Source organism: Ponticaulis sp. (genome assembly GCF_029210165.1).
Lineage (GTDB): Bacteria > Pseudomonadota > Alphaproteobacteria > Caulobacterales > Hyphomonadaceae > Ponticaulis.
In genome coordinates, this window is record NZ_JARGNT010000001.1 from 1,115,598 (window position 1) to 1,137,876 (window position 22,279).

Annotated in this window: 23 protein-coding genes; 13 read left to right on the forward strand and 10 right to left on the reverse strand. The window is 55.2% G+C overall.

Annotated features, from left to right (window positions below; all coding sequences use genetic code 11):
* Positions 1 to 179: 179 nt before the first annotated feature.
* Positions 180 to 686 (forward strand): arsenate reductase ArsC, encoded by a 507-nt coding sequence (locus P1U45_RS05535; protein WP_301058013.1) that lies wholly within the window; start codon positions 180 to 182, stop codon positions 684 to 686.
* Between the two features lie 5 nt (positions 687 to 691).
* Here P1U45_RS05535 and arsB read toward each other — a convergent pair whose 3' ends face one another.
* Complete coding sequence (arsB, locus tag P1U45_RS05540) at positions 692 to 1,714, reverse strand: ACR3 family arsenite efflux transporter (protein WP_301058015.1); 1,023 nt, start codon at positions 1,712 to 1,714, stop codon at positions 692 to 694.
* 180 nt (positions 1,715 to 1,894) lie between these two features.
* Here arsB and dapF point away from each other — a divergent pair, with 180 nt between their 5' ends.
* Genes dapF through P1U45_RS05560 form a run of 4 tightly spaced genes read left to right on the forward strand, consistent with a single transcriptional unit; the run spans position 1,895 to position 6,149 of the window.
* Positions 1,895 to 2,719: a diaminopimelate epimerase gene (gene dapF / locus P1U45_RS05545; RefSeq protein WP_301058017.1), complete on the forward strand. Its 825-nt coding sequence runs from the start codon at positions 1,895 to 1,897 to the stop codon at positions 2,717 to 2,719.
* 51 nt (positions 2,720 to 2,770) lie between these two features.
* Positions 2,771 to 4,051 carry a tRNA (N(6)-L-threonylcarbamoyladenosine(37)-C(2))-methylthiotransferase MtaB gene (gene mtaB, locus P1U45_RS05550; protein WP_301058018.1) on the forward strand — a complete coding sequence of 427 codons (1,281 nt, stop codon included), beginning with the start codon at positions 2,771 to 2,773 and terminating at the stop codon, positions 4,049 to 4,051.
* On the forward strand, positions 4,048 to 5,292 hold the full coding sequence (gene ftsY, locus P1U45_RS05555) for a signal recognition particle-docking protein FtsY (RefSeq protein ID WP_301058020.1): 1,245 nt from the start codon (positions 4,048 to 4,050) through the stop codon (positions 5,290 to 5,292). Before mtaB ends, ftsY begins: the two co-directional genes overlap by 4 nt.
* Entirely contained in the window at positions 5,289 to 6,149 is an 861-nt protein-coding gene (locus P1U45_RS05560) for a DMT family transporter (protein WP_301058022.1), read from the forward strand. Before ftsY ends, P1U45_RS05560 begins: the two co-directional genes overlap by 4 nt.
* Here P1U45_RS05560 and P1U45_RS05565 read toward each other — a convergent pair.
* Positions 6,146 to 6,730: a flavodoxin family protein gene (locus P1U45_RS05565; protein ID WP_301058024.1), complete on the reverse strand. Its 585-nt coding sequence runs from the start codon at positions 6,728 to 6,730 to the stop codon at positions 6,146 to 6,148. The two genes, P1U45_RS05560 and P1U45_RS05565, sit on opposite strands and share 4 nt — an antisense overlap.
* A gap of 109 nt (positions 6,731 to 6,839) precedes the next feature.
* Between P1U45_RS05565 and P1U45_RS05570 the strand changes: the two genes are divergently transcribed.
* The 5 genes from P1U45_RS05570 (at position 6,840) to P1U45_RS05590 (ending at position 10,667) form a co-directional block, all read left to right on the forward strand.
* On the forward strand, positions 6,840 to 7,238 hold the full coding sequence (locus P1U45_RS05570) for a helix-turn-helix domain-containing protein (protein WP_293609897.1): 399 nt from the start codon (positions 6,840 to 6,842) through the stop codon (positions 7,236 to 7,238).
* Positions 7,239 to 7,290: 52 nt separating this feature from the next.
* On the forward strand, positions 7,291 to 8,763 hold the full coding sequence (locus tag P1U45_RS05575; protein WP_301058027.1) for a lipopolysaccharide biosynthesis protein: 1,473 nt from the start codon (positions 7,291 to 7,293) through the stop codon (positions 8,761 to 8,763).
* Between the two features lie 40 nt (positions 8,764 to 8,803).
* Positions 8,804 to 9,322, forward strand: coding sequence for a hypothetical protein (locus tag P1U45_RS05580; protein ID WP_301058029.1), 519 nt, complete (start codon positions 8,804 to 8,806; stop codon positions 9,320 to 9,322).
* 3 nt (positions 9,323 to 9,325) lie between these two features.
* Positions 9,326 to 9,868, forward strand: coding sequence for a hypothetical protein (locus P1U45_RS05585; protein WP_301058031.1), 543 nt, complete (start codon positions 9,326 to 9,328; stop codon positions 9,866 to 9,868).
* 67 nt (positions 9,869 to 9,935) lie between these two features.
* Positions 9,936 to 10,667, forward strand: a complete 732-nt coding sequence (locus P1U45_RS05590; protein ID WP_301058033.1) for a septation protein IspZ — start codon at positions 9,936 to 9,938, stop codon at positions 10,665 to 10,667.
* Between the two features lie 3 nt (positions 10,668 to 10,670).
* Here P1U45_RS05590 and P1U45_RS05595 read toward each other — a convergent pair whose 3' ends face one another.
* On the reverse strand, positions 10,671 to 11,210 hold the full coding sequence (locus P1U45_RS05595; RefSeq protein WP_301058035.1) for an NUDIX hydrolase: 540 nt from the start codon (positions 11,208 to 11,210) through the stop codon (positions 10,671 to 10,673).
* 151 nt (positions 11,211 to 11,361) lie between these two features.
* On the opposite strand from P1U45_RS05595, the gene P1U45_RS05600 reads away from it, so the two are divergent.
* The gene (locus P1U45_RS05600; RefSeq protein WP_301058037.1) at positions 11,362 to 11,928 is read left to right on the forward strand and encodes a MarR family transcriptional regulator; all 567 of its coding nucleotides are present in this window, start codon (positions 11,362 to 11,364) and stop codon (positions 11,926 to 11,928) included.
* 10 nt (positions 11,929 to 11,938) lie between these two features.
* Here the strand turns inward: P1U45_RS05600 and ccmD are convergent, their stop codons facing one another.
* Genes ccmD through ccmA form a run of 4 tightly spaced genes read right to left on the reverse strand, consistent with a single transcriptional unit; the run spans position 11,939 to position 14,136 of the window.
* Positions 11,939 to 12,112, reverse strand: a complete 174-nt coding sequence (ccmD, locus tag P1U45_RS05605) for a heme exporter protein CcmD (protein ID WP_301058039.1) — start codon at positions 12,110 to 12,112, stop codon at positions 11,939 to 11,941.
* Positions 12,109 to 12,837, reverse strand: a complete 729-nt coding sequence (ccmC, locus tag P1U45_RS05610) for a heme ABC transporter permease CcmC (protein ID WP_301058040.1) — start codon at positions 12,835 to 12,837, stop codon at positions 12,109 to 12,111. Before ccmC ends, ccmD begins: the two co-directional genes overlap by 4 nt.
* Before the next feature lie 10 nt (positions 12,838 to 12,847).
* On the reverse strand, positions 12,848 to 13,504 hold the full coding sequence (ccmB, locus tag P1U45_RS05615; RefSeq protein ID WP_301058042.1) for a heme exporter protein CcmB: 657 nt from the start codon (positions 13,502 to 13,504) through the stop codon (positions 12,848 to 12,850).
* Positions 13,501 to 14,136 (reverse strand): heme ABC exporter ATP-binding protein CcmA, encoded by a 636-nt coding sequence (ccmA, locus tag P1U45_RS05620; RefSeq protein WP_366144967.1) that lies wholly within the window; start codon positions 14,134 to 14,136, stop codon positions 13,501 to 13,503. The genes ccmB and ccmA overlap by 4 nt, the downstream gene beginning before the upstream one ends.
* Before the next feature lie 116 nt (positions 14,137 to 14,252).
* Between ccmA and acnA the strand changes: the two genes are divergently transcribed.
* Positions 14,253 to 16,937 carry an aconitate hydratase AcnA gene (gene acnA / locus P1U45_RS05625; RefSeq protein WP_301058044.1) on the forward strand — a complete coding sequence of 895 codons (2,685 nt, stop codon included), beginning with the start codon at positions 14,253 to 14,255 and terminating at the stop codon, positions 16,935 to 16,937.
* A 132-nt stretch (positions 16,938 to 17,069) separates the two neighbouring features.
* Positions 17,070 to 17,795, forward strand: a complete 726-nt coding sequence (locus tag P1U45_RS05630) for a DUF1223 domain-containing protein (protein ID WP_301058046.1) — start codon at positions 17,070 to 17,072, stop codon at positions 17,793 to 17,795.
* Here P1U45_RS05630 and P1U45_RS05635 read toward each other — a convergent pair.
* Genes P1U45_RS05635 through P1U45_RS05645 form a run of 3 tightly spaced genes read right to left on the reverse strand, consistent with a single transcriptional unit; the run spans position 17,792 to position 21,974 of the window.
* Positions 17,792 to 18,718 (reverse strand): DUF4340 domain-containing protein, encoded by a 927-nt coding sequence (locus tag P1U45_RS05635; RefSeq protein ID WP_301058048.1) that lies wholly within the window; start codon positions 18,716 to 18,718, stop codon positions 17,792 to 17,794. The two genes, P1U45_RS05630 and P1U45_RS05635, sit on opposite strands and share 4 nt — an antisense overlap.
* Positions 18,715 to 21,249: a Gldg family protein gene (locus P1U45_RS05640; RefSeq protein WP_301058050.1), complete on the reverse strand. Its 2,535-nt coding sequence runs from the start codon at positions 21,247 to 21,249 to the stop codon at positions 18,715 to 18,717. Before P1U45_RS05640 ends, P1U45_RS05635 begins: the two co-directional genes overlap by 4 nt.
* The gene (locus tag P1U45_RS05645; RefSeq protein WP_301058053.1) at positions 21,246 to 21,974 is read right to left on the reverse strand and encodes an ABC transporter ATP-binding protein; all 729 of its coding nucleotides are present in this window, start codon (positions 21,972 to 21,974) and stop codon (positions 21,246 to 21,248) included. Before P1U45_RS05645 ends, P1U45_RS05640 begins: the two co-directional genes overlap by 4 nt.
* Positions 21,975 to 22,279: the final 305 nt, after the last annotated feature.

The window sequence follows — 22,279 nt, forward strand, 5'->3', positions numbered from 1 at the left end:
CACTTTTCGCGCGAAGACGCGTGAGATCAAGTAGGTTTGGAAAACTTTATGAAAAGTCTTGCCCTGATGATGCGGTGCCGAGCAGTAAAATCGGAAACGACCTCGCTCAGGTTTCACACAAGTATTACAAAAACCGGTAGAAGGTTCTTGCGATCCAATTTCAGAGGGGAAAACAGGTCATGTCAGATGCTTATAATGTGCTTGTTCTTTGCACCGGAAATTCGGCGCGCAGCCTGATCGCTGAAACGCTTATCCGAGAGCTGGGCGCTGATGCCGGGTTTGCTGCGTATTCTGCGGGAAGCATGCCGAAGGGCGAGCCGCACCCCGTTGCGCTTCAGGTTCTGGCCATGAACGGACATGACACATCAGGCCTGTCTTCAAAGTCATGGGATGTTTATGCGCGCGATGGTGCGCCGGAAATGAGCCTTGTGATTACAGTTTGCGGAAACGCGGCAGGTGAAGTCTGCCCGATCTGGCCGGGCCACCCGTTGCAGGTTCATTGGGGCGTGCCTGATCCGGCTGCTATCGAAGGGGATGGCGCGCTTGTGGCGTTTGAAACGGCCTACCGGTCCCTGCGTATGCGCGTGGAACAGCTCGTGGCGCTTGATCTGAAAAGTATGAGTGTCGACGAAGCGCGCACCGCGCTACAGGATATTCACGCAACAGCGCCGGGTGCGGAAGGCTAGCGGGCTTAGTCAGCCTTAAAGGCAGTCCGCGTACGGTTCGCAAAAGCCACGAGCGACAGCATAACCGGTACTTCGACCAGAACACCGACAACAGTCGCCAGGGCTGCACCTGAGTTCAACCCGTACAGGCTGATGGCTACGGCGACCGCCAGTTCAAAGAAGTTCGACGTTCCGATCATGGCGCATGGCGCAGCGATTTTGTGCGGGACTTTCAGCACATAGGCAGCCCCGTAAGCGAGGGCGAAAATGCCGTAAGATTGAAGCAGTATAGGAACGGCAATCAGCGCAATCAGTATCGGGCTTGAAACGATAACCTGCCCCTGAAAGCCAAATAGCAGCACAATTGTTGCGAGAAGACCGATCGCGGAAAACGGCTTTACACGCGCAAGAAAGGTCTTAACGGTCGGTTCGCCGCCTGAGGCTTTCAGGGTCTGGCGTGTGACGATGCCCGCGCCCAGAGGCAGAATGACGTAAAGCGCGACAGACAGGAGTAAGGTCTCCCAAGGAATGGTGATGTCGGTGACACCCAGCAAAAACGCGACGATAGGGGCAAAAGCAAACACCATGATGGCATCGTTCAGGCTTACCTGAACCAGCGTGTAGGTCGCGTCACCCCTTGTGAGTTGAGACCAGACAAACACCATGGCGGTACATGGCGCGGCACCCAGTAGAATGAGACCGGCAATATAGCTTTCCGCATCATCTGTCGGAATGAAGTCTGCAAACACGCAACGGAAGAACAAGACGCCCAGAGTGGCCATTGAGAACGGTTTGATCAGCCAGTTCACCACCAGCGTAATCATAATGCCCCGAGGCTTTGAGCCGATCTGGCGCAGACTGGTGAAATCGACATCCACCATCATCGGGAAGACCATTGCCCAGATGAGAACGGCAACCGGGAAATTTACCTTGGCGTATTCGAGACTTGCGAGAAACTCGAAGACGCCCGGAACAAGCAAGCCGAGCACGATCCCGCAAACAATAGCGAGACCAACCCATACCGATAAAAGACGCTCGAAAAGACCCATTATGACCCCCGATCAGAGCTCTCCTCTTAGGCGCTCAGTGTGACGGATTTTTTACATCGCTCATCGCGTTTTCGAGTGGTGGCGCCTATGTAAGGTTTGCGGCTTTAAAAGCCGAGTGACCTTCGCGTCTCTTATCGTTATGCTAATAGCCAGATTTTTGAGTTTTCGGATCAGTACGTCATGCACATTTTTCACATGAATGGTTGCGGTAATCGCTTCGTCGTTTTCGACGGGCGCGCGCGCCCATGGCGTAAAACGGCTGACGAAATCCGTCAGATCGCCCACCCGAATGGGAAGCAGGCGTTTGACCAGATCATCGGTATGGAATCCACGCCGAATGGCGACGTGTTTATGCGTATCTGGAACGCCGACGGATCTGAGGTTTCGGCCTGCGGAAACGCGACACGTTGTGTTGGCTGGCTTGTCCAGCGTGAGACGGGGCAGGACGAAATTCTTATCGAAACCGAAGCTGGCCTTCTGAAAGCCCGCGCCGCCGGTGACGATATGATCACGGTCGATATGGGTGAGCCGCGTCTTGATTGGGAAGATATCCCGCTGGCCGAGAAAATGGATACCCGTTTTGTCGATATCAAAATCGGCCCGATGGACAATCCGGTCCTGTCGCGCCCGTCTTGTGTGAATATGGGCAATCCGCATGCTGTGTTCTTTGTGGACGATGTGAATGCTTATGACATTCCGGCTGTCGGCCCGTTGGCAGAGTGGCATCCGCTCTTTCCGGAAGGCGTAAATGTTGGCTTTGCGCAGGTGATTGACCGTCAGACGATACGTCTCCGTGTATGGGAACGCGGCGCCGGCCTGACCCTCGCTTGTGGCACGGGCGCATGTGCGGCGGCGGTTGCTGCGGCACGTCTTGGGCGCACAGAACGCAAGGTCAAAATGATCCTTGATGGCGGCGAGCTTCACATTGAATGGCGCGAATCCGACAATCATGTACTGATGACCGGCCCCGTCGAACTGGAAGGCGAGCTTCAGATCGCAAGCTGATTTCAGTGAAACTGACTTGATCATAAGCCGCATCGGCGTCATCTAGCCTCCATGACGGACCGCACCCCGACTTCAGACAAACTCCAGATCATTACGCATGGCTGTCGCCTGAACAGCTATGAGAGCGAAGTCATGCGTGATCACGCCGAGGCTGCGGGCCTTTCTGATGCGGTCATTATCAATACCTGCGCGGTCACAGCAGAGGCTGTTCGCCAAGCGCGCCAGTCCATTCGCCGTGCGCGCCGGGACAATCCGGATGCGCCGATCATTGTGACGGGCTGCGCCGCGCAGATTGATCCGACGCAGTTTGCTGAAATGCCTGAAGTCACACGCGTGATTGGCAATCATGAGAAGATGAAGGCTGAAACCTTCACCTCTGCGCATTTGATGGACGCCCCTGAAAAAGTCTCTGTTGATGACATTATGACGGTGCGCGAGACGGCTGGTCATCTGGTCGATGGCCTGGACGGACGCGCGCGTGCCTTCGTGCATGTTCAGAATGGCTGTGATCACCGCTGCACATTCTGCATCATTCCATATGGCCGCGGAAATTCGCGTTCCGTGCCTGCCGGTGAGGTGGTTGATCAGGTGAAGCGCCTTGTCGCGCGCGGACACAAAGAGGTCGTTCTGACCGGTGTGGACCTGACAAGCTGGGGCGGCGATCTGCCGAATACGCCGCCGCTTGGAAATCTGGTGGCCCGTATTCTTAAGCTTGTCCCCGACCTGCCGCTTTTGCGGCTTTCGTCCATTGATGCGATCGAGATGGATGACGCCCTGTTCGAGCTCGCAGTCAGTGAACCGCGTTTTGCGCCTTATCTTCACATCTCACTTCAGCATGGCGACCCGATGATTTTGAAGCGGATGAAACGCCGCCACTCACGCGAGGACGCCATCGAGCTGACATCAAAGCTGAAAGCCGCGCGACCGGACATTGCGTTCGGTGCAGACCTCATCGCAGGCTTTCCGACCGAGACCGAAGAGATGTTCCAGAACTCTGTCAGCCTGATTGAGGCATGCGATCTCTCATTCGTGCATGTGTTTCCATACAGCTCACGCGAAGGTACGCCCGCAGCGAAAATGCCTCAGCTTGAGCGCAAGGTCGTAAAGGAACGTGCCGCCCGGCTTCGGGACTCGGCAAATACGGCGTTGGAACGTCATCTTACTAAGCACGTTGGTGAAGTCCGACGCGTGCTTGTAGAGGCTGGCGGGCAGGGGCGTCTGGCAGACTTTACGCCAGTGACCGGCCTTCCTGATGCGCTGCCTCATGGCGAGTTTGCAGATATCCGCATTACAGGGCACACAGATGGCCGGTTAACAGGAGTAATTCAGTGATCCTCTGGTTCGGCAAAAAGAAGAAGAAAAAGCTCGAAGATGCAGCCGAACAGGCGGCGCTCGATGCCGCAACTGCGCGGGACCCTGAAACCGAGGCCCTGAAGGCGCAGCTTGAAGATGCTGCAATGTTTCAGGAAGCGACCGGACACGAAGACCGCGCCGAGGCCATTGAAGAAGAAATCGAGAAGATTGAGGAAGAAGGTGTTGAGGCCTTCTCCGCACCCGTTCAGGCTGCTCCGCCAGAGCCAGAGCCAGAGCCAGAGCCAGAGCCAGAGCCAGAGCCAGAGCCAGAGCCAGAGCCAGAGCCAGAGCCAGAAGTTAAAACAGGCTTTTTCAAGCGTCTTACCTCCGGCCTCTCTCGTTCATCCAACAAGCTGACTGAAGGTCTGACAGGCGTCTTCACAAAGAAACGCCTGGACAATGAAACGCTGGAAGATCTCGAAGATATTCTGATCACGTCGGACATGGGCGCTAAGGTGGCTTCGCGCATTACGACGAACCTTGCGAAAGATCGTTTCGATAAAGAAATAACCGACGAAGAAATTCGCGGCGCACTGGCTGACGAGATTGAAGACATTCTGTCTCCGCGCGAAGTTCACGTCGATTTTGCAGATGGTCCGACGCCGCGCATCGTTCTGTTTGTTGGCGTAAACGGGTCGGGCAAGACGACGACCATCGGCAAGATTGCCTCAAAGCTGAAAGCGCAGGGCGCAAAGGCGCTCCTAGTCGCGGGTGATACGTTCCGCGCAGCGGCAATCGAGCAGCTGACCGTCTGGGGCGAACGCGCTGGTATTCCCGTTATGGCAAAAGCGCCGGGCGCTGATGCGGCTGGCCTTGTTTATGAAGCCGTCGAGAAAGCCAAAGCAGAAAATCTCGACCTCGTTCTGGTCGATACCGCAGGGCGTCTGCAGAATCGCAAAGAGCTGATGGAAGAGCTTTCAAAAATCCTGCGTGTGGTTCGGAAGCTGGACCCGAGTGCGCCGCATGATGTTTTCCTGGTGCTGGACGCGACGGTTGGTCAGAACGCGATGTCTCAGGTGGAAGCCTTTACTCAGACGGCGCATGTCACCGGCCTCGTTATGACTAAGCTTGATGGAACGGCGAAAGGCGGTGTGCTTGTCGCCATCGCGGAAGCCTACAATCTACCAATTCACTTTGTCGGCGTCGGCGAAAGCGCTGAAGACCTTCAGCCGTTCTCGGCGCGTAGCTTCTCTCGGGCGCTTGTGGGCCTTGAGGGGTGACGCCTGACGTCATCGCCATCGGGTTAGGGCTGGTTTCAGCCCTGACGCTGGCGTTTGCAAACCTCGTCGTAAAAGCAACCAACGACATTCTGGTTACCCGCGCGGTGCTGTCTTCAGCCTGCGCAATCATTGTATCGCCGGTGGCGTTCTTTGTGCCTGCGCCGACACCTGAATTGTGGGCGGCGATTGCTATTTCTATCCCGACCCATTTCTTTTATCAGATGAGCATGATCCGCGCTTTGCATCGCGGGGATCTGTCGCTTGTGTTTCCAGTCATGCGCGGGCTCGCGCCTCTGCTGGTTGCGATTGGCGCGTTCTTTTTCCTGAATGAAACCCTATCGCCGCTGGCATTGTTGGGCCTGCTTATTGCGACCGTCGCGGTGATCGCTTTTGGTTTTCTGCGCGGCAAAGTGAGCGCAGATGGCAAGCCTGTCAGCTGGTCTGCTCTCTTCTGGGCGGGCATGACGGCGCTTGGCGTCATGGCATACAATGTCGCCGATGCGCGCGGCGTTCGCATAGCCGAAGAACCCCTGACATTTGTGGTCTGGCTCTTCATGCTCGACTGGATCGGAACGGTTGTTGTGGCCGTGATTGCACGCAAGGAACGGTTCGTTCCGGCATTAAAGCCGGTCCTGAAAAACGGGATAGTGGGCGGTGCGCTCTCTGTTGTGTCCTATGGGGCGGCGCTATTCGCACTGGATATGATTGAAGCGGCCCGCGTGACGGCAATCCGTGAGACTGCCGTCGTGTTCGGGGCGCTAATGGGCTGGCTGATCCTGAAAGAGGGCATAGGACCGAGACGGATTATCGCCTCGGTCGTGCTCGTGGCCGGCCTTGCCCTTATGCAGATCGGCTAGGCGCCTTTCACCCAGCGTGTAGCCGCTTTCGCGACGCGTTCACCGAGTTTGCGACCTGTTTCCAGCTCGGATGCGACAGGCGCTTCTTCCGGTGATGTGTCGATCGGAGAGTGTGCGCCAACACCCATGAAGAACCCGCCGCGATTTTCCGCTTCATCCCATGTGTGTTCTTTCATGTTGAAGCCTGACGGAATAGCCGGATTCACCCACATCATGTTGTGCTGTGCGGCCAGAATGGCGAACTGCTGCAGCGTGTTCAGCTTGTCACCGGAAACCGAGCCGGAGTTCGTGAAGCCCGCTGCCAACTTGTCCGTCCAGCCGCCAGACATCCAGACTTTGGATGTCGCATCCTGAAACTGTTTAAACGTTGCGGACGCTGAGCCCATATAAGTTGGCGCACCAAAAATGATCGCGTCAGCTTCGTCCAGCTGATCCCACGGACCTTCATCAGGCTTTGTAAGGTCGTCGGCTTTCAGAAGGGAAACTTCTGCGCCCCCGCGCGTTACGCCTTCAGCGACGGCTTCGGCCAGCTTTGCGGTGTGTCCGTAACCGGAGTGATAAACGATTGCTACTTTGGTCATGACTGTCTCCCAGAAAAAGTAAGTTGCCCGGAAGACCTAATAGATGGTATGTTTTTATCTAGTACATACCTAATGGTAACTATGAAGATTTTTTCGAGAGAGGCCGCAAATGCTGAAAGCTCCTGAACAGACACCACTGGAAATCATGGAAGTTCACGCCTGCCCGTCCCGTCAGGTGATGGAAATGCTGGCCGATAAATGGAAGCTTCTGGTGTTTCATTCCCTTCGCCAGCGCGATGTCATGCGAAATGGTGAGCTGATGCGCGCGCTGAACGGGGTCAGCCAGAAAATGCTGACCCAGACCCTTCGTGCGTTGGAGCGTGACGGTCTTATCTTCCGTCGTGATTATCAGGAAGTGCCGCCGCGCGTGGAGTATGGCCTTACGGAGCTTGGCCGCTCTCTGTCTGAGCCGATCCTGCAGATTTCCGACTGGGGACAGTCGAATATGACGGCTGTTGAGGCGGCCCGCGAAATCTACGATCGCAACGAATCTGAACAACACGGTTAATCCGGTTTTTATGGCTTTGGCTTAAGACTGCGCGTCAGGAGAGGCGCGCAATTTGCCAAAACTGATCAAACACCTGTTCGGCTATTTGCCTGTAAACCTCGTATCGGCGCTGGTTGCGTTCGGCGGCGTGTTTGTGTTTACGCGCCTTCTTGGGCCAGAAGAATACGGCCGCTACGCGCTTGCGCTTTCCACCATGCACTTGATGCACACCTTCACCCTCACATGGGTGGAGGCTGCCGGTTACCGGTTTAACGGCGAGGCAGAAGCGAACGGAACCTTGTCTGCGCATTATCGCACAGCGCTTACGCTTTGCCTCGTCTCTCTTGTTCCGGCGTTTCTGGTGCTTTCCATTGTCTGGTTCATGGTCGCTAAGGCGCCGGAGTTTCAGGCGATACTGCCCTGGCTGATTATTCTTCTGCCTGTGTCTGTGCTGGCAAATCTGGCGCTGCAGACACATCGTGCCAGTCAACGTATTCGTCGCTTTTCGGCGGTTGAGATTGGCCGCACACTTGGTGGCTTTATCGTTGGTGTTGGCCTTGCGCTCATGGGCGGGTTTGGCGCGGCGGCGCCGCTTATCGGTCTGACGGTTTCGTTTGCTGTGGCGGGCGTGACGGAAGGCTTCTGGCTCTGGAAAAACTCACGTGGTGGGCGTCTCGTGCCAGAGAACGCTAAACGCTATCTGCGCTATGGTGTGCCGATTTCCGCAGCCCTTGTGTTGGACCTCATTCTCTCTGCTTCAGACCGTTTCCTGATTGCTTTCTTCCTCGATGAGGCGGCCGTTGGTGCTTATGCCGCCGGTTACGGCGTGGCGGATAAAACCGTTCTTATGCTGTGTGCCTGGGCCGGTATGGCTGCGTCACCGCTGGTGATGGAAGCGTTTGAAACCGAGGGACGGCAAGCCGCAGAGCGCGAAGCGCGCACCATGGCGCAATCTATTATGCTGATCGCCATTCCAGCGGCGGCCGGCATTGCGCTAACTGCGACACCGCTCGCCAATGTGATGATTGGCGAGGAGCTTCGCGAGCAGGCCAGACATATCATTCCATGGATTGCGATTGCCGGCCTCTTCAATGGCACGCTGATCCACTATTTTTCTGAAAGCTTCCAGCTCGCGCACAAGACTGCAGAGCGGGCCATGATTATGACAATCCCGGCGATCGCGAATGTCATTCTGAATATCGTTCTGCTTCCGCGCATCGGCCTGATGGGTGCAGTGTATGCGACGGTGGGGTGCTACTTCCTCGGCATGGTGCTGCTCCGCCTGTTCGGTCGACGCCATGTTGTTTTGCCGGTGCCTTTGCTCGATTTAGTCAAAGTGCTTGTGTCCTGCGCAGCTATGGCCGGTGTGGTTCGCCTCATGCCGGACCTTGAATGGGATCTGGTCGAACTCATGCTGAAGGCTGGCTTTGGCGCGGCAGCTTATGCGCTCTGCGTGGCATCGCTTGATGCGGCTGGCGCGCGCGGTATGGCGCTTAAGGTCATATCTAAGGTCCGCGGAAAGCTTTCGGCATCGAGCGCGGCCTGAATTTTCTTGCGCGCGCATCGGCGGCTGCTAACGTTGCCAAATGCAAGATCAGGTAGAAACCAAATCGCCTAACGTGGCCGCAAAATCCTCCTGGCAGGAGCTAGTCGCGGTGATTTTCATGACCGCATATTTTGCGGGAGGCGAGCTTCTTCCATTCGAGTCCATCTGGCGCTGGGCTTGGGCTCTGGTGATAGGCGTGATCTGGGTGTCGATACCTGCCATTCAGGCGGTTTTCGACAAGCGCCCGATACCCTGGCGAAAGACGATCCGAAACGTATTGCTGGTTCCCGTGATGATGGCGGTTGGAGCGGGAATCATTCTGGTAATTATTTCTGATTGGTTTCAAGCCCTGATTTCAGGGCTGCCACAGATACCCGAAGGCGTCATCCTGGATATCTCTATGGTTGTCATCGTTGTGGTGGCTATCGGTTGCTTCATTCACATGATGATTGCTGAAGAAATTGGGAAACAATTAAGAAATCCGCTTAACCTCGCCTTCATTGCCGCCGCCTTAATATTACTTACAGGACTCTTCTTCATAGCAAGGGCGATTGTTTAGAAGATGGAACACGCAGGCACGCTCGAAACACAAGGCACTCCGAAGGCGAGTGATTTATTTCCGCCATATCTCGTTCGGCTGGAATTCTTCCTTCTGTGTTGCACCGTTGTGTTGATGTTGTTTGCTCCTGCGCACGCGCTCAACAACCTTTTTGCCTCAATGTTCATGCTAATCTGGCTTTGGATTAGCCGATCCATAGCAGAGTACCGGAATACTAAAGTTCTACCGCGTCAGAACCTGAGTCTGAAACTCACGATTTGGGGTTTTCCAGTTGCTATATCTTTCATTTGGATATTGAGGCGTTTCGTTGATCTGCCATCGTTATCGGAAGTAACGTTCTGGGTTGGCTTTGGTGCTCTCGCAGTATGCTGTCTATTATTTCGCAGGATCGAAATAAGCCGCTTCGATGAACAGAAGAGGCAGACGTATAATCAGTTCCAAGAGGCTGCAAAAGAACGCTATCGTGGTTGGGTTCTGATCTATTTTGGTGGGGCTTTGTCTGTCGGGCTTCTCTGGACAATTTTGTCCGTGACCATCTTCGCCTGATCATAATTTCCCGCCACCCGCGCGAATGTGATTGAACTCTTTGGCGGAATAGTGCGTAAACAGAGCCATGACTGACGCACAAGATCCTGCTGACAAGCAACAGAGCAAAAGCCCGACAAGCCTTTGGGCAGAGCTCGGACCGACTATCGCCTTCATCCTGACATACACGCTGATGGGACGCGTTCCCGATCAGGAAGGCATGTTTTCCGGCGATAAAGCGATCTTCTGGGCAACCGGCGCGCTCATGCTATCTACGGCGATTGTGATTGGCCTTAAGCTGTCGCGGAAAGAAAAAGTCCCGCCAATGCTGATCCTTTCGGGCAGTGTGGTCGGCTTTTTCGGCGTGCTGACAATCGCGCTTCAGCAGGAAGCCTTCGCCTACATCAAGCCGACGATTATCAATCTCTTGTTTGCGGCGGTGATCCTTGGCGGTCTTGCAGCGGGTAAAAATCTCTGGAAGCTGATGCTCGAGCATGCTTTCGAGCTGCCGGACAATGCGTGGAACACGCTCGCCTTTCGCTGGGGTTTGTTCTTTATCTTTCTGGCCGTGCTCAATGAGTGCATCTGGCGCTATTTTTGCCCGGCGCCGGAAACACCGCTGACTTTCCTCGGCCTGACGCTGGTGCCATCAGAACCTTACACCCTGTTCGGTATTGAGCTTGGCTCGCGTGATCAGGAAGGTGTCTGGGCCTGGATGAAGCTTGTGAACTTCCCGATTGTGATCGGCTTCATGCTTCTGAACCTGCCTTATGTCATGAAATACTGGTCGCCGGATAAGAAAGACGAAGCGGAAAGCTAAACGCTATCCGCGCGTCATATGGTCAGTGCCTTCCGGATTTCCGAAAGGCGGATGGACCGTTTCGCCGTTTAGGCTGTGCCATTGTTTGAGCGCCCAGACGGCAGACGGAAACGCCATTTCCTTCCACGGGATCTCATCCCAGGTAACGAGCTTCACATCCTGACTTTCCGGCCCTGCAGCGATGTCTGGTGAGCGAAGCTTTGCTTTGAACATGATCTGGACCTGCGAGATGCGCGGGATGGAATAAACGGCCAGCAGGCGTTCAATCTCGATATTGGCGCAGGCTTCTTCGCGAGCCTCGCGCGCCGCGCCTTCTTCAATGCTTTCGCCATTTTCCATAAAGCCTGCAGGCAGTGTCCAGAAACCGAGGCGCGGTTCGATGGCGCGTTTGCATATGAGGATTTTATCCTCCCACGTCACAACTGAGCCGACGACAATTTTCGGGTTCACATAATCGATGAAATCACAGCGCTGGCACATGCGGCGTTCGCGATCATCACCGTCCGGAATCCCGATTTTAAAGTCTGCTGACTCGCGTGACATGCTTCCCCCTAAATCATTCTATGGTCGAATAATGCCCGATTTCGGGAAAATCATCCGCATACGATCAAGTTTCACGTGACTGAAACAATTGCGTATTATGCTTATCAGTGAAGCCACGCTGTCAACATGTAACAAACCGGGGGTGCACGCCGTGGAAAATATCGATCAGGACAAACCATTCAGCCTTGATAAGTCGGCAAGTCACCTGCTTCACCGCGCGCAGCAGTTTGCGTCCGAGCAGTTTGATGGGATGAGCGACGCAGACATTACACTTCGTCAGTTCGCGGTACTTGCGGCCGTAAATGAGAATGAAGGCTGCTCACAGTCAGACCTTGTCAAAACGACCGGCATTGACCGCTCTACCCTGGCTGACATGGTCGCGCGCATGGAAAAGCGTGGCTTGCTGGAGCGCCGTCAGGCCAAGCTGGATGCACGTGCCAAGTCGGTACATATGGCGCCGGACGGAACCGCAGCGCTGAATACGGTTCTGCCGATTGTTCAGCGTGCAGATGATGCCATTCTCAACATGATCCCGCGCAATCGCCGACGCGCTTTTGTCGGTATTCTGGGTTTGCTCGCCAGTGTGGACTGGGCAGACTTTGAGGAGCTGGATTCTCCGGTTGATGTGAAGGCGAAGAAGAAGACGAACGACGCCAAGACCGAAGAAAAAAAGAAAAAAGAGAAGAAGAAAAAGAAGAAAGACAAAAAGGGCAAATAGCCCTTCAGTCTCAGTCTTTTTCAGAAGCGCTCGCCTGCTCCAGCATGGCGAGCTTTTTCTTTGCGCTCATCATGCGGATAATCGTCCAGAGCGCGACCCCGCCCAGTGTGATTGCGGAGATCACATAGCTCGCCCAGATGAAGACATCGCCGGAATTGACCTGACCGGTAAGTGCTTCGTTCATGATCCGCTCCTGTTGAGACGTGCGAGCTTCGCTTCATACTGACGGTTCTGAATGTCGGCGCGCATGGCCCCCATGAGAAGAGCGCCGAACACGAACATAACCGCGAAGAGGTTATAAAGCAGGGGCCAGAAGAACTCGCCCGCTAGGCTGGAACCGCTCATCGTGATGAAACCTGCTGGTTGGTGGAGCGTATTCCACCAGTCGACCGAGAATTTGATGATTGGCAGGTTTACCGCGCCCACAAGGCAGAGAATAGCGCCTGCGCGGGCCGCGTCTTGTTCGCGCTGGAATGCAGAACGCAGCGCCATATAGCCAAGAATCAGGAAGAGCTGGAACAGCATGCTGGTCAGGCGCGCATCCCATACCCAATAAGTGCCCCAGGTCGGACGACCCCAGAGCGCACCCGTAATGAGGCAGATAAAGGACAGCGCGGCCGCCGTCGGCGCGGCGGCTTTGGCCGCAACATCAGCTAGTGTGTGCTTGAGCGTCAGATAGAGAAGACTGCCGACAGCCATAGTGGCGTAGGCGGCCATGGAGACCATCGCGGCAGGCACATGGATATACATGATCCGCGCGGTCGCGCCCTGATACTGTTCCTCTGGCACGAAGAAAATCGCCCAGACCCAGCCGGTCGCAAGCATGACAATGCCAAGCCCTGCAAACACTGGCAGAAGCCATTTTGACAACGCCATAAAGCGGTGCGGATTTGCGAAAGTCGAAAACATGCGCGTGTCTCTATTCCAGTTTGAGTGCAAGTGACATTGCAAATGGTGAGATGGCAAGTGCGGCAAGGCTGTTTGCGGCAAGAAGGCTCAGTCCGGCGCCGAAGGTTCCGCCAGTGAGAAGATGGTTCAGCTCCTCAGCGCCGAAGATCACAACCGGGACGAAGAGCGGCAGCACAAGAAGCGCAACGAGCGGTCCACTTCGCCGAAGACCGGCTGTCAGAGAGGCGCCAACGCCGCCCCATAGGAAGATGGTGATGCTGCCCAGCAGGACAGGCAGGATGGTGGATGCACTGACTGTTTCGGCACGCATCATAACGGCAGCAATTGGCGTGAGGAGCGCGATCGGCAGTCCGGAAACCAGCCAGTGCGCGGCGACCTTTACGAGGGTCACCAGTTCCATAGAGAGACCTGCGAGACGCTGATGGTCCAGAGCGCCCGTCTCAAGGTCGGCCTGAAAAATACGCTCAAGGGTCGTCAGCGAGGCAAGACAAAGCGCTACGAAAATCAGGCCCGGACCGAGCGCCGATAGAAGACGGGGCTCTGTGCCAACGCCTAGCGGCGCAAGGAAAATCGTTCCGGCAAAGAAGGCTGCCGGCAGGAACAAACCTGAGCCGCCCGCCCATGCAAGCACCAGCTCGCGGCGGAAAATAGCGAGTACACCTCTCATTTTGCGTACTCCCCGAGATCCAGAATGGTGTCTGGCTGGAGTTCCAGCGGGTCGTGCAGCGCGGCGAGTATTGAACCGCCGGAGCCGAGATGTTCTCGCATCAGATCGCATAAGAGTGCCTGACCGTGCACATCGAGCGCAGAAGCGGGCTCATCCAGAAGCCATAGCTTGCGCGGGGCGACGAGCGCGCGTGCGAGCGCCACACGTTTCTTTTGTCCGGCAGAGAGAGAATAGGCGGGAACGTTCTGGCGAATGGTGAGCCCGACACGCTCGATAGCAGCGCTAATCCGGTCGCGCGGGGCGAAGTGCATGTCCGCCCAATCCTTCAAATGTGAGAGCGGCGTTTCGCTGGCACGAAGCCCATGTTCATGACCGAGAAAAAAGGGACCCTGATCGCGGAACTCTTCAGCGCGGGATACGTTCCCTGTTTCAGGTTCGATAAAGCCCGCAATAATTCGCAAAAGCGTTGTCTTACCTGTCCCGTTCGGCCCTTTAAGAGCAGCAAAGCAGCCACTAGATAAGATGAAGTCCAGACCAGAGAACAGTAAGCTATACCCTCTGACGGCTGTAAGGTTGCTGATTTGCAAGGCAAATTCGGAATTTAACGGGTCTTCAGACAAACTAGCTTCCAAACATGGCGACAGACGAATTGCAGGTGGCGGGTTGTGGCGATAAATAATCGTTCAACGGACCTCCACACTGACCACGTGTAGCCAGTTTGCATATACGCAGGAAGGAAGAAAAGCCCATGGCATCTCTCGACAGCTTCAAGTCCAAGAAAACACTTACCGTAGGCGACAAGACTTATACCTATTTCAGTCTCGAAGCAGCTGCGGCGAATGGCCTTGGTGATGTAACCAGTCTCCCGGCCTCTCTCAAAGTGCTTCTTGAGAACATGTTGAGGTTTGAGGATGGCACGACAGTCACCGCCGACGATATTAAAGCCTTCGCGGCATGGCTGACCGATAAGGGCTCTGCCCAGCACGAAATCGCCTATCGCCCGGCGCGCGTCCTCATGCAGGATTTCACCGGCGTTCCTGCCGTCGTTGACCTTGCCGCCATGCGCGATGCGGCCAAAGCGCTTGGCGCTGACCCGAAAGCCATTAACCCGCAAGTGCCTGTTGATCTCGTCATCGACCACTCGGTCATGGTGGACTATTTCGGCCATGCAGACTCGTTCGAAAAGAACGTGGCGCGTGAATACGAACGTAACGCTGAGCGTTATGAGTTCCTGAAATGGGGCCAGACCGCTTTTGAAAACTTCCGCGCTGTGCCTCCGGGCACAGGCATTTGTCACCAGGTGAACCTCGAGTATCTGGCCCGCACGGTCTGGACTAAAGACGAGGACGGCGAAACGGTCGCCTATCCGGATACCTGTGTGGGTACAGACTCTCACACCACAATGGTGAACGGCCTCTCGGTTCTCGGTTGGGGTGTCGGCGGTATCGAGGCCGAGGCGGCTATGCTCGGCCAGCCGGTCTCCATGCTGATCCCTGAGGTCATCGGTTTCAAACTTACCGGCAAGCTGGCTGAAGGTGTGACCGCGACTGACCTCGTTCTGGTTGTCGTCGACATGCTTCGCGAGAAAGGCGTGGTTGGTAAGTTCGTTGAATTCTACGGTCCGGGCCTTGCCAATCTGTCTCTCGAAGATGAGGCTACGATCTCGAACATGGCGCCGGAATATGGCGCGACATGTGGCTTCTTCCCTGTTGATGATGAAACGCTCGACTATCTGAAAACAACCGGCCGCTCCGAAGAGCAGATCGAACTCGTCAAAGCCTATGCGAAAGCGCAAGGTATGTGGCGCGCAGATATGGGCGACCCTGTCTATACCGACACCCTCGAACTCGACATTTCCACTGTACGCCCGAGCATTGCCGGCCCGAAACGTCCGCAAGACCGTATTATTCTCGACGATGCGGCAGATGCCTTCGCAACAACGCTTGGCACCGAGTTCAACAAGCTCGATGAAGCGACCAGGCGCGCTAAAGTCGATGGCGAAGACTATTCCATCGGTCATGGCGATGTTGTCATCGCGGCGATCACATCCTGTACGAATACGTCAAACCCGTCCGTCATGATTGCAGCTGGCCTTGTCGCCAAGAAAGCGGTCGAGCGGGGCCTCTCTGTGAAGCCATGGGTGAAAACCTCGCTCGCACCAGGCTCTCAGGTCGTGACCGATTACCTGGCGAAAGCCGGTCTTCAGGATGACCTCGACAAGCTCGGCTTCGATCTTGTCGGCTATGGTTGTACGACCTGTATCGGTAACTCCGGCCCGTTACCGGAGAAAATCTCCAAAGCGATCAGCGAGGCTGACCTCGTCGCAACGTCAGTTCTGTCCGGTAACCGGAACTTTGAGGGCCGTGTGAACCCTGATGTTCGTGCGAACTATCTGGCAAGCCCGCCACTGGTTGTAGCCTATGCGCTCGCAGGCTCCATGAACATCAATCTCACTCAGGATCCGATCGGATATGATGATGAGAACGAGCCGGTATACCTCTCTGACCTCTGGCCATCGAATGAAGAGATTACGGCTGTTGTTCGTGAATGCGTGACACCTGAAATGTTCGACACGCGTTATGGCGACGTCTTCAAAGGTGACGAGCACTGGCAAAAAATTGAAGTGAAAGGCGGCGAGACTTATGGCTGGCCTGAATCCACCTACGTCGCGAACCCGCCTTACTTTGCGGGCATGACGATGGAGCCGGATGCAATCAACGACATCGAGAAAGCCAGTATTCTCGGCCTGTTCGCTGAATCCATCACGACTGACCACATCTCGCCTGCCGGCAATATCAAAGCAGATAGTCCTGCTGGCCGCTGGCTGGCAGATAATGGTGTGCCGGTCTCCGAGTTTAACTCCTACGGCTCACGACGCGGTAATCATGAAGTCATGATGCGCGGCACGTTCGCCAATATCCGCATCAAGAACCAGATGGTTCCGGGTACCGAGGGCGGCGTCACCAAGCTCTGGCCTCAGGGCGACGTTATGTCGATCTATGATGCGGCGATGAAGTACAAAGACGCCGGTAAAGAGCTCGTTGTTTTTGCCGGTGAGCAATACGGTACAGGCTCATCACGTGACTGGGCAGCGAAAGGCACAAACCTTCTCGGTGTTCGGGCCGTTCTTGCAGACAGCTTTGAGCGTATTCACCGCTCCAATCTGATCGGTATGGGTGTGGTGCCGCTTCAGCTGCCGGAAGGCAAAGGCTGGAAAGACCTTGGCATGAAAGGCGATGAGATCGTTACGATCAAGGGCATTGCTGATCTGAAGCCGCGTCAGGATGTTGAGGTTCTGATCGAGTTCCCGAATGGCGAGCATGATATCGTTCTGGCGAAGCTTCGTATCGATACCCAAAACGAGCTGGATTACTTCAACCATGGCGGCATTCTGCACTATGTGCTGCGCAATCTGGCGAGTGAAGCAGGCTAAAACCTGCCCAAAGTATACGAAAAAGCCCCGTAGCCATGTGCCGCGGGGCTTTTTTCATGGGAACTGCTATTTGTCCTATTGGTCACAGCCAGTTGATTGGTAAGTGTGCGTCAGCTTAGCTAAATTGGTCCCATGAGAAAAACTGATTTCAGATCCCTGTTTTTATTGAGCGCCGGTGTGATGTGCCTGAATGGCCTGTCTGCACAGGCCGACTCTGTGACGTCACGTCCGATACTGGTTGAGCTGTTCTCAAGCCAGAGCTGCGTCGCGTGCCCGACTGCGAACGAAATTCTGATCGGGCTGACAGAAGAAGATCAGCATATTTTCCCTATCGTATGGTCCGTGCCTTACTGGGAATATATGGGCGTCGAAGAGCCATACGCCGAGCCTGAGTTTCTTGTTCGCCAGCGTAATTATGCAGAAGCCTTTGATCTGCGCGGTCCGTACACGCCTCAGGTTGTTGTTGATGGTTGCACGCAAAATTCAGGCGTATCCGAATCCAATATTGTCGAACGTATCCATCATGTGGATCATGAGGTTGATCCGGGAACGCGTGTGCATGTGACGGATTCGTTTGTTGAAATCTCAACGCCTCAGCCCGTCGCGCCGTCAGATATCTGGCTTGTCGGCTATCGTCCGGGCATAACAGTTCTCAGTCCTGATCGCGGCGGTAATTCCGGCACGGATCTTCCGCATATGAATATCGCAACCGGGCTGGAAAAAATTGGCACCTGGGATGGCACGTCCGGTGCGAGCTTTACGTTTGAATGTGAGCATGAAGCTTGTGTGGTCATACTGCAGGAGCAGGATTCTTACGAAATCCTCGATTTCGGCATGGTCCCATTGGCGACGGGCTAAAGTTCTGGCGCGAGATCGAGCGCCGATAGCTCGTCAATACGGAACTCCCGTCCCGCGTATAGCTGCATCTCTTCGCCAAATCCCTCAAAGCGGAAGCGGGCCCAGACGGCATCATTGTCCTGCAGGAGCTCTATCGCCTGCATGCGGTCATTGGCATAATCGAAATAGATGGTGTAAAAGGCCCGTGTCAGGCCTTCGCGGCGGACATCTTCAAGTTCGAGCATCCTGGATGTAAAAATTGCGGCGTCTATGGTCGCATCTGATACAGCCTCTCCCTGATCGGTGATCCAGTTTTCACCATCTCGCAGAATGGCTGCCGTTCGCCCGCCGCCTCGAATGCTGACGGCGGTCACGTCATCTTGCGGGCGCGGAAGTGTGTCGTCGCCCAGTGAAATCCAGCGCAGCGGGTTGTATAGCGGGGGCAGGACTTCATTCAGGCGCCAGGCCTGATCTTCGCCTCGGAGGCGACCGTATTGAGCAGCGTCTTTTCGCCCGAAAATGAATATGTCGTCCTGCGCATCAATTCTGATGGCTGCGCCAAATCCGCCTTGGTCCGGGTCTGTCACGCCGATGCTGGCATGACGCTCTGGTAGCGCCGTAGAACGGGCTACGGGCGCGAGGACCTGAAGCGCGTTCAACAGTTCAGCGACGCTTTCCCGTTGGACAGGGAAGCCGGCTTTTTCGCGTAGAGTCCACGCATCGCCTGATCTGGCGAGCGTATACACCTCTTCAGAAGTGGTGATCTCAATCTCCTGCGCGCTCGAAATCGCGTCGCGTGAATAAAGCGGGCGAGCATCAACATCGCTACTCCGGGGCGCTGCGGTGAGGATGCTATGTACCAGAAGGAACAGACACAGCGTCAGGATACCGAACGTTACGATAACGAAACGAGTTTTCGCAGGCATTTTTTCGATCAATGTCATCGCGAAAACCTCCTGACCCAAAGTCTGATGGTCGCGCTGAGCAGGAATGTGAGCATTGCAGGCAACCAGATTGTCCACCAGCGAAGCCATGCTTCCAGACCGTCTATTCGTTGACGGAATTGCCGTTGAAGATCACGTAGCGCTTCGCGGGCCTCAAGGTATTCTGTCTGTAGGCGGACATTAGATGTTTCGTCTGCAGATTCGATTTCAGCTTCGAGCTCAAAGAGTCGTTCTTCAATGGATGTCTGTTCGGCGAGGTATAGGGTTTCGGCTTCGTTACGAAGTTCGGTTACCCGCGTCATAGGGCGAATTGCAGGTGGGCGGGCGCGGAGCCGGGCGAGTTCAGGATTACCGGCGAACTGATCAATCGCAGTCATTAGGAAGGCGCGGTTGTCGGCAATCGTCGTGCCGTCCTGAGGATTTATATAGAAGGCATCGAAAAGAATATCCGTATCCGGAATAAACAGGATATTCGCCTGTTGTCCCTGACTTATAAAACCGGTGTTTGAATTCGCCTCGCTTGCGGCAAGACGCGCCAGAACAGGGTCATCAGGTAAGTCCGGCTGCGGCGCGGCGGTAAAGAATGACGGGAATGACCCACTCAGTCGCGCCACAAGCGTGAGGGGCCCTTCATGCGGTACCATCACATTTCTGGCAGTCGTTGGCGTGAGAGATACGTTGCTGCGCGCGTCTGCAGAGATGAGAGCAGGTGCATCGCTCGTGGAGACGAGCGGCGAAAGGCTAACCGCATCATTGTCGTCAAAGACCAGATATCCCGGGGCCCCGAAGTTTATTGGTTGCCTGAGATTGGCGGTCAGAAAGTCTTCCCTCTCAAAGAGAGAAGGTCCCGGCGCGGGAAATATTGGTTGGCTGACTGTACGGCTTCCGGAGGCTGATTGCACCGTCACAGGCAGGCCAAGGCTTTCATCGGCGACAATATCGCTCGTAAGCGTTAGCCCCCAGCCTGCCATCCAGTTGCGCAACGGCTCTGCGATCTGGCGGGTTTGATGCATGACAGGCTCAGGGTCTGCCAGCACAATCAGATTGCCGCCCGAAAGGAGATACTGATCGAGAAGATAGAGCGTGTAAGTGCTGAGATGCTCCGGCTGGGCAATGATAATCGCTTCCAGACCATCTGGCAGAGAGTACATATCGCCCGTCAACCAGCTCACCTGATACTGATCTTCTATCGCGCGCTGGATCGCCGATCTTTGATTGCCGGTAATCGCGCCGTCGAGCGCGGGAATATCTGACAAAATTCCGAGACGCGATCGCGTCACACTATCCAGCTGGGAAATCATTCGTGCGACTTCAAACTCAAGACGATGGTCTTGTTCTGGCGCAAGGAATGGAATGGCTTTCTGATCATCGACCAGATTTCGTCCGCTCAAACCGAAATAGAGCGGGTCGACACCCTCGGTCGGAACGGCAGAGATACCTTGTGTGATCGCCAGGTCTTCGCCGGAAGAGAAGGGGGTGGGATTGATTGTCTGTATACGGATGTTTCCATTAGAAGCGACTGCGAAAGCGTTCAGAAGTGCCTCTACCCTGTCTGCATGCGCGCGGATGTTCGGGTATTCAGACCCTATGTCTTCACTGTAGAAGAGTGTGAGATCAATCGGCTCTTCTACGGATGCCGCGAGCGCCTTTGCGCCCGAAGAGAGCGTATTGAGCTGGTATCCCGTGACATCAATCCGGACTTGCCCGATGGTGAGATCGAGCGTTGCACGCATTGCCGGAAAGCCCAGAAATAGAATGGCAAGCGTTGCGCCCGTCCAGCTTCGCCAAACTGGATGACCGGGTCTACGGCGTGCGTCGAGAAGCGTAACGCCAGCAATGCAGAAGAGCGCCATCAGGCTGAGATAAATAAGAGGATCAGAAAGTCTAAGAACACCGCGCTGAGCATTTGTCAGCAGCGAGAACAGCCCGAAACTATCAAGCCAGCCCGTTAAAAGGCGTGCGGGCAGGTTTCCGGCAATATCGGTGACAATGTTCAGTCCTGCGACCAGCAGAATGAGATTGACGGTTACACCAAGCACAAGCGCGACGACCTGCTGCCGTGTTACGGCAGAGAAGGTCATTGAGATAATCAGAAATAGCGCGCTGATCAGGATCAGATGCAGATAATTGAGCGCGATCAGCCCATGATCCGGCGCGCCCAGATAGCTGACGACAACCCAATAGGGGAGTGTTGCTGCCAGAGCTGCGATGAGCACGGTGAGGCCTGCAACGGCTTTAGCCAGATGGATTTTAATTAGCGGGACGGGCGCCGTGAAATAGATATCTGACGAACGGCTCTTAAGGTCTTCGCTCCAGAGGCGCATACCGATGGCCGGGGCAAGGATCACCAGAAACCAGGGCTGGAACTGGAATAGCGGATCAAGATCGACCCGGGCGGTATCAAAAAAGCGGGCAATATTCCAGGTGGCGAGACCGGAAAGCAGCAGATACACGCCGATGAATACGTAAGCGAGCGGACTTGCGAAGAACGCACGAAGTTCGCGTTTGCAGATAGACTTGAAAGCGCTCACGATTGTGCCTCCGCGTCTTGAAGAAGGTCCGCAAAGGCTGTTTTCAGAGTGCCGTCTGGCGCGCGCGCTGCAAGCGCAATGGTGCGGTCATCGAATACTTTTTTGCCTGCACTCAGAACGATTATCCGGTCACAGATCGCGCCAACGTCTTCAAGGCTATGGGTGGAGATCAGCAGGGTTTGCTCGTCTCTGTGACTTGCAAGGCTCTCCAGCACGCTGTCTTTCTGGAACGGGTCGAGACCATCGGTAGGCTCATCCAGAAACAGGATTTTCGGGTTGCCGAGAAATGCGCCAGCGAGCGCGGTCCGGCGCTTGTAACCTTTAGATAAAGTCTCAATCGTCTTGGTGCGGACGTTTTCAAGATTGAAGCGTTTTATAGCGCTTGAGACATCATCCGCGGAAATGCCAATCCGGAGCCCGGCGAGTGTTTTGAGGTGGGCTTCAATCGTCAGGTCTTCAAAAAGCGGCGCGCCTTCTGGCAGAAAGCCGAAGCAGGCCTGCGCGGCGCGTAGATCGGTTGAGAGATCGTGTCCGAGAATGCTGACGCTTCCCTCATCAGGCAGAAGCCGTCCGGTGAGAAGTGAAAGCGTTGTGGATTTGCCAGCACCATTGAGGCCCAGAAGGCCAACAATTTCGCCCTTATGCAATTCGAAGCTGACGCCATCCAGCGCGGTATGAGCGCGATAGCGTTTAGTTAGTTTCGATGCCGTTACAATCGTGTCCACACTGCCACTCCCATCCACGGGGAACATGCCACAGATTTGGTTACCAAAAAACGCGTTACCAGAGGCAACGCGTTTTGATTGGGGAGTTTCATCATGTGTCCCGTGTGAACGGGTGTCGGGTACCGGCATTAGCGAACGCCCAGGGGGCTGGGGGGCTGATGGGTCTGGAGCGAACACCTGCCAGCGCCCGACACTTTCAATATTGGGTATCGTGATAGGCAAAGAAGGGGGTGATTTGCGGCAAGTTTGTGTTTTTGATTAAATCTTCTTCACAAACAGACCCTCACTCTGGTCTAGTGAGTATG